Source organism: Leptospira ainlahdjerensis (assembly GCF_016919175.1).
GTDB lineage: Bacteria > Spirochaetota > Leptospiria > Leptospirales > Leptospiraceae > Leptospira > Leptospira ainlahdjerensis.
Genome location: NZ_JAFFPU010000048.1, coordinates 63,009 through 69,015 on the forward strand (window position 1 = coordinate 63,009; position 6,007 = coordinate 69,015).

Annotated in this window: 5 protein-coding genes; 3 read left to right on the top strand and 2 right to left on the bottom strand. The window is 40.7% G+C overall.

Going from position 1 to position 6,007, the window contains the following annotated elements; genetic code table 11:
• Positions 1 to 569: 569 nt before the first annotated feature.
• Both JWG45_RS14040 and JWG45_RS14045 read right to left on the bottom strand, forming a co-directional pair.
• Complete coding sequence (locus JWG45_RS14040) at positions 570 to 1,664, bottom strand: SH3 domain-containing protein (RefSeq protein WP_205280322.1); 1,095 nt, start codon at positions 1,662 to 1,664, stop codon at positions 570 to 572.
• A 359-nt stretch (positions 1,665 to 2,023) separates the two neighbouring features.
• Entirely contained in the window at positions 2,024 to 3,118 is a 1,095-nt protein-coding gene (locus JWG45_RS14045) for a sensor histidine kinase (protein ID WP_205280323.1), read from the bottom strand.
• Positions 3,119 to 3,703: 585 nt separating this feature from the next.
• Here JWG45_RS14045 and JWG45_RS22495 point away from each other — a divergent pair.
• From JWG45_RS22495 to JWG45_RS14055, 3 genes are all read left to right on the top strand, one after another.
• The gene (locus JWG45_RS22495) at positions 3,704 to 4,063 is read left to right on the top strand and encodes a PI-PLC domain-containing protein (protein WP_332476599.1); all 360 of its coding nucleotides are present in this window, start codon (positions 3,704 to 3,706) and stop codon (positions 4,061 to 4,063) included.
• Positions 4,064 to 4,242: 179 nt separating this feature from the next.
• Positions 4,243 to 4,911 carry a hypothetical protein gene (locus JWG45_RS22500; protein WP_332476601.1) on the top strand — a complete coding sequence of 223 codons (669 nt, stop codon included), beginning with the start codon at positions 4,243 to 4,245 and terminating at the stop codon, positions 4,909 to 4,911.
• Between the two features lie 658 nt (positions 4,912 to 5,569).
• Positions 5,570 to 6,007: GAF domain-containing protein (locus JWG45_RS14055; RefSeq protein WP_205280324.1), on the top strand; the 438-nt coding region annotated here is incomplete at its 3' end.

Here is a 6,007-nt window from a genome sequence, read left to right on the forward strand (position 1 = left end):
AATTTAAAATGTAGGAACTCTTATAAAAATTGAAACGATCCGTTTGTTAAATTTTTAGAGCCCGGTTCACAGAAGGATTCGCGGGAACTCCGGCGTTTTTGTTACGAGCATCGATTGTAAGTAAAGATTCCTTCGAAGGTTTTGGGACAATTCTTCATTCAAATTTTTCTTTGGATATAAAAAGTTTCGGGAAAAGTTCGTATAAAAAAGCTAAGTCCTTTTCCGATAAAGCCATATCTTTACCTACAATTTGTCAGGATCTTAAGAAGAATCTGTCGTAGCTACGACGGTCCTCTGTAAAAGTCGCGCGCCCCACCCAAAATTTGGGTGGAGGGGCGGGTGGTGGAAAAATTCGGGCAACTTTCCTCTATCACAAAATTCTAATTTTGCAAGAAAAAGCTCCCTTGTAGGAACTCCTATAAAACCCTTCCTTGTGAGGACGATTCTCGTTGCAACCTCTCATAACTTGCGGGTTAGATACACAGATAAAACGTGGGGACTGATTCGGAATTCTTTGAAAAATCATATTTCGAAAAAAATCTTTTACACACGATTTCCGGATGAACTTTCTAACAAGCGTCGCCACCGGCTAAAAATAAGGTCTGAAGTTTGCCGTTTATAATTTTCGCAAATTCGTTTATAAAACCGTCGTATCCGTTGTGGTGGAGAATTAAGATCGGGGTCCCGTTTTCATCCAGATCAAGCGCGTCGATAAAATGATACTGTCCTCCGTAAGCCGCCTGTTCGTTCATGAGAACATCAAATTTTTCGAATATTTTTTTTCCGAGTTCTTCTCCGTCGATCTCGAAGATAGCAGCATAATACGATTTTTCTTCATATTCGGTTTTGATCGCATAACGGATGAAGACGTATTTTTTTTCCGGTGAATGGATCGTATAGAATTCTCCTCTTTTTAATAATTTCAGCTCCGCTGGCTTCGGATGTTTTTTCTTAAAGATAGAATTTACCGAAACGTCCAGTTTTTTTGCGATCTTTTCGGAGGGTGAATAAAGATCCGATCTGACCTTGTCGCCGATTTTTAAACTAAAGGCGGCGAAGACGGAATCGTGAAATGTATCGATTTTACGAAACGAGTTGAAATTTCCTTTCAGAACCCGGACTTCCTGGCAACCGGTGAGTTCCTTTGTTTCCGGTAAAAATTCTCCTGCGATGTTTGCTCTCTCGTAAGCAGTGGCTTTTTCCTTTTCCTGAATTTTCTTTTTTTCTAAGAAGTATGTTTCCGCAGAATAGTCGTTAGCCGAAAACCACTGATTTTTGATTCGAATCGCTAAAGACCGAAACCAAGAACCTTCTGTGCCGGACTTAACGGAGCCGAATAGCTTTGCGTCCGAGAGATCCTCCGGTTTCCTTTTGCTGAGGTATTCGGCGGCGGCAAAACCTTTCGCGCCGGTTTTCGTTTTGATCTCTTGCCATTCCTCAAACTTTGAGTCCTCTTTGATCCAGACGGTTTCACCCTTATCAAGTTGAAATAAAATTTTCCCATCCTTTGGATTCGCTCTGACGTTAAGTTTTCCTTCCGACGTAAGAACGTATCGAATAGAAAGTTTATCTTCCGCGGTTAATAAATGGAAGGAAAGTAAGAGAAGAGTCGCTAACGTGATTTTAAAAAAAACGGATCGAGTAAGTTTGAGTATTCTTTGCATTTGAGGAATCTTGGATCGAGTCCGTTTGTTTTCAAGAAATTATTTTCGAGACTTCAGAGCGTTTTTCGGTACAGAAGGAATCAGGATTCGTTTTAATTTTTTTTTGATGTGTTCGTCCGAAAATTTTAAACGATTTTTTTCAATCATCCGCAGATTCGAGTATTGGTCCCCCGCGAGGGATCGACGCGGAGTCAAGTTATTGATTTTTGAACTCGTATTCCAAAACTAGAGAACTCAATAACTTGACTGGAGCGGAGAGCCCGACCCTGCGGACAAACGTTCGGGTCGCGTTTTCTGTAGATTTTAGACGCTCAAAAGATGGCGCCGTTTGTGAGTTAGTGCGCAGGGTCGCGGCCAAACTAACCAAAAACAAGATTTGCAGAAGTTCCTTTTCCCTTTTCGCTCTCCAGCCAAAACTCCGCGTCCGTAAGTTTTGCAAAGTCTCTGCAGAGTTTGATTCCCAATCCGGTTCCACCCTCGTTCAGAGTTCCCGGTGAAGTATATGATTCTTGAGATAGGACCTTTTTTAATTCCCCTCCGGACATTCCGAGTCCTTCGTCCAAAACGGATATTATGTTTTTATTGTTTTCTTTTTTATAAGATTTTAGAATGATCTTTCCTCCGGGTTTGGAGAATTTGAGAGCGTTTACGAATAAATTTCGTACTATGACCTTGAAGATGTCTTTGTCCGCTACGATTTTCAGAGTCTCGTCTAGATCGATTTCCACTTTTATGGATTTCAGTTTTACATAGTCGTTGTAAAGGGCGATCAATTCCTGGATGCTCTCGGTCGGACAAAAGGAGGCTTTGTTGATTATTATACTTTTTGAATTTGCTTTTACCCAGTTTAAAGTGTTGTCTATCAAATCGATCGTAAGATAAGTTTGTATATTCAGTTTTGATAAATAAGGATATAGATTCTCTGTCGAAAGATCCTGGTTTTTAAAAAGCGAGATCAAAGAAATGATCTGAATTAGAGGGGTTCTCAGATCGTGGGCTAATATGGAAAGTAACTGTGTTTTTGTGGAATTGGTGCGTGTTAGTTCTATATTGAGTTTTTCTAATTCATCTATATCTTGAAAGGCGACCGCATTTAGTTCTCCGAAACTTGTGCTCCGAATTTGAAACCATCTTTCTCCGCTTGTTTTGGTTTGGATTTTTGACTTTACGGGAGTGTTCTTTTTTTCGCTTTCTTTTTCAGGATCAACCTTCAAAGGCCATTTTTCTCTGACACTTTTTCTGTAGGTTTCATCCGGATAAGCCTTTAAGAACCATTCTTCGAGTGTCGGTATCTCCTGAATTCTGTATCCGATCGTTTCCCGGAAACTTCGATTGAGATAGAGGGTTTGGAATTGATCTCCTTTGACTTGAGTAAGTAATACCGGACAAGGAATGAATTCTACGAATTTTATCTTATCTCCGATATTGTCTAAAGCTTCCTGTATTAAGTCCATTTTTTTGGATTCCGCATTAGACTGGAACCTTTTCCAAATCTATCTAATATAAAACATATCTAATAGTATACTGTATCAACGGATTCTCCAATTAAAAATTGATTTCTTTTTCTAAAAACAGAAGCCGTTTGTGTCAAAAGTCTGTCAGGAGTATTTGATAAACAGACTTTAACTTTTGATTGGATTTTTTAATAAACGTCGAGTGGCCCGGCTTCGCTCATCTTTTCCGGGGATCTTAAATCGGGCACATTCTAAATTATGAATATACTCGGCAACGTTTGATCTTCTTATGCGGTTTCTGATTCTTCCCTTCTTTAATCTTTGGAAGAAGGATACATTTTTTCCTTTCCGATTTTTTGGAATGGATCGGTTTTTTCTCAGATATTCTATAAAAATGTTTTTTGTAAGCGTGATACAAGCGGTTTTTGAAACTCTTCCGTTACGATTCTCGTTCCGTGAAGACCTCCGTATCGGAGGGAAGCCAAATAAACAAAAGGTGAAATTTATGAAGAGAATTTTATCCATTCTTATCTTCTCTCTTTTTTTAGGGACGACGGGAAGTCTTTATGCGAGTCGGGGAGTCTTGTGGAAAACTCGATCGACGTTTTTGAAAAAATTTTTGAAAACAAAGTCCTTTCCATTCAAAGAAAAACCCAAGTAAACGCGAATCTTCCGGTTCACAGAGCCCTTTTTTACGGAACCCAAAATTCGTACAACAGCAAGTTGTCATACGCGGGACCTTTTTTCTCCTATGCGTTTCCGAATCAGAAATATTCCATTGGTGATCAACTTTGTCTGGGCGCTTGTTTTATCGAATTGGACGTTCATTGGGCTCTCGGCGCCCGCGCCCGCAAGGAGCTTCTTCTTTGTCACGGTCAGGACAATCAAGTCGGTTGTAACGTTTTTGATCGGCCCCTTCCACAAAGTTTTAGAAGAGGTCCGTAACTGGATTTCTAATTCCGCAAACCGGACGAAGTTCTCGTCCTTTAATCGAAGATAAATTCGACGGTCATTCTTCCCAAGCGCATCAAACACTCAAAGATTATCTTGATCCTTGGCTTTATCGTTATTCCGGAAGTTGTTCGGATGTTCCTTCTCCCGAGAATATTCCCACGTTAGGCGATATGGTAGCTTCTAATCGAAGAATTCTTCTTATGAGCAATGGCTGTTACGATTCGCAGTGGAGCGGATACTTTAAGAAAATTTTCTTCGGAGGTTCAACCGGAAGCCATAAAGAATTTAAAGGTTATCAGAATTGTAATTTCTCCAGAGCGACTTACAATGCTACTATGGTTCGTTTTTTTTACGATATCACAAACTACTTCGGCTTTTACGACGGTGTAAAAGAAAGCGATTCCTTTACTGACGCAAACATTCAATCGATGTTGCCTTGCGAGGTGAACGTTTTTGGTATCGATCAGTTTGATTCGGATTTTGCAAAAAAGCGATTTGGTCTTTGGGGTGCTTCGGAGCCGAACAACGGGACCGGGAACGAACATTGTGCGGCTGTCCGGTCCAACGGCAGATGGAACGATCTCAACTCCGTGTCTTGGAATCGTTTTTCTTGTAAGGATTCTTCCGGAAACTGGTACGTAACTTCGGGTGGAGGATCTTGGTCTTCCGGAAATTCCCAGTGTTCTTCCGAGACTAACGGACGGTTTCAATTTTCGGCGCCTTTCACTCCTTATGAAAACAGAAAACTCTTAGAAGCTAAGAATTCTTCCGGAGCTGGCGATCTTTGGATCAATCTTACCGATCGAACTTCGGAAGGGGACTGGCTCTTAGGGAATTGATTCTGCGGAGCGCTCTTTGAAAAACGTTTTCGGGGACGATGTTTTTTATCGTCCCTTTTTATCCGATTCGGACCTTCCTTTTTTCAAGTTCGCGCTCGGTTCAAAATTCTTTTGTATTTTGTTCCATCTTTTTTTCGGCTTTCGTATTTGTAGGAACTCCTTTCAGAATTTAACGACAACAGGTTCCTTTGAAAGCGTATAAACCGCTAAAAGAACTTAATCTGTGGGAACTCCCGCGTTTTTACTACAGAGTTGCTGTTTTTTGCAAGAGGTTTCTTTTAAGGTCTTGGGTTCTGGTCGGAACTCCGAAAAAGAAAGGACTCGTTTTCGGGTAGAAAACCTTTTGTATTCCGATGAAGGCGGTCTTGATTCTTCTTAGAACCTCGTTTTTCACCAAATCCGTTTTTTCAGAAGGCCGTTTTCTTTTATTCTTTTCCGCTTTTAAGAATTCGGTAAGTTCGATTCCTTTTGTGAGATGGGTTCTATCGTAAATAATTGATTGATAAGAACAAAAATGGATGGAATTTTCCCATTTTTGTGACAGCCTAATCACCTGAATTTCCAAGGTTCTAAGCGAAACCGCTTTTAAATCAAATCGATGCTACCAAACACAATCCAAACCAAGGAGGAGACTTTACGCCGCTTTAACAAAGAGCTGATGTCCTTGGCAAAAAATCCGGTTTTGGACAGAGGGGATTTGAATCCCGCCCTAAACGTCCTGACCGAGTCGATTTCAAGAGCTTTGGATTGTGAACGTTGTAGCATCTGGTTTTACAGCGAGACAAAAACTTCGATTCAATGTCTCGATCTCTTTATTCTTTCCGAAAATTCCCACAACTCAGGAATGGAACTTCTTCAAAAAGACTATCCTCGTTATTTCGAAGTTCTCAAAGAGGAACGTTTGATCGTTGCGAACGACGCGGTTCACGACGACGCCACCAAAGAGTTTGCCCAAAATTATCTACTCCCTTTGAACATTCTTTCGATGTTGGACGCGCCGATTCTTATGGATGGAAAACTTCTCGGAATCATATCCGAGAGGGAACCGACAAATGTTTGTTCTTCTAACGTCCAAGAGTGCCGTTTGCCTACGTGT

What these genes read in the sequence shown, in the direction of transcription:
- JWG45_RS14040 (WP_205280322.1), bottom strand. Translation starts at nt 1,664, where the DNA reads ATGCAAAGAATACTCAAACTTACTCGATCCGTTTTTTTTAAAATCACG.
- JWG45_RS14045 (WP_205280323.1), bottom strand. Translation starts at nt 3,118, where the DNA reads ATGGACTTAATACAGGAAGCTTTAGACAATATCGGAGATAAGATAAAA.
- JWG45_RS22500 (WP_332476601.1), top strand. Translation starts at nt 4,243, where the DNA reads ATGGTAGCTTCTAATCGAAGAATTCTTCTTATGAGCAATGGCTGTTAC.